The following is a 442-nucleotide window of genomic DNA, read 5'->3' as shown; positions in this document are numbered from 1 at the left end:
CGCTGCACGGAGCGCCGCCCCCGTCGCGCGCTGCTGCCGGGGGACGTCACTGCGGTAGGGAGCACGTCCCGTTCGGGGACAGCTGCTCCTCGGCGGGAAGCTTGAGGCCCGCGGGCGCCGTGAGCGCGGCCGGGACCACCGCGGCGGTCCCGATGCCCGGCCCGCTGCCGAGCACGGACACCCCGCCCGCGGGCGCCGCCCCGGAAGCGTGGGCCGCGGCCGCGGACGACGACGCCGCGGTTCCGCCGGACGATGAGGCCGCCTGGGCGCCGTCGGCCTTCTTGAGGACGTCCGCGAGATCCGACTGGAACCGCGCGTAGTCGGGGTAGGTGGGGAAGGACTGGTCGTAGTAGGGCGGGCCCGCCGCGTAGGACTGCAGCTCGTGGTGCTGGGCCTTGGTGGCCACGGAGACCATGGAGCCGATCGAGGACTGCGGGATGTC

At 75.6% G+C, this 442-nt stretch carries 1 pseudogene; it reads right to left on the bottom strand.

The annotated features are described in order from the left end of the window. Positions 1 to 46: 46 nt before the first annotated feature. A pseudogene (locus D9R02_RS11890) lies at positions 47 to 442 on the bottom strand (LCP family protein); the annotation flags it as partial.

Source organism: Kocuria rhizophila (assembly GCF_003667225.1).
Lineage (GTDB): Bacteria > Actinomycetota > Actinomycetes > Actinomycetales > Micrococcaceae > Kocuria > Kocuria rhizophila.
Note: the sequence above shows the minus strand (reverse complement) of the source record. Positions and strands in the feature narration are given on the sequence as shown.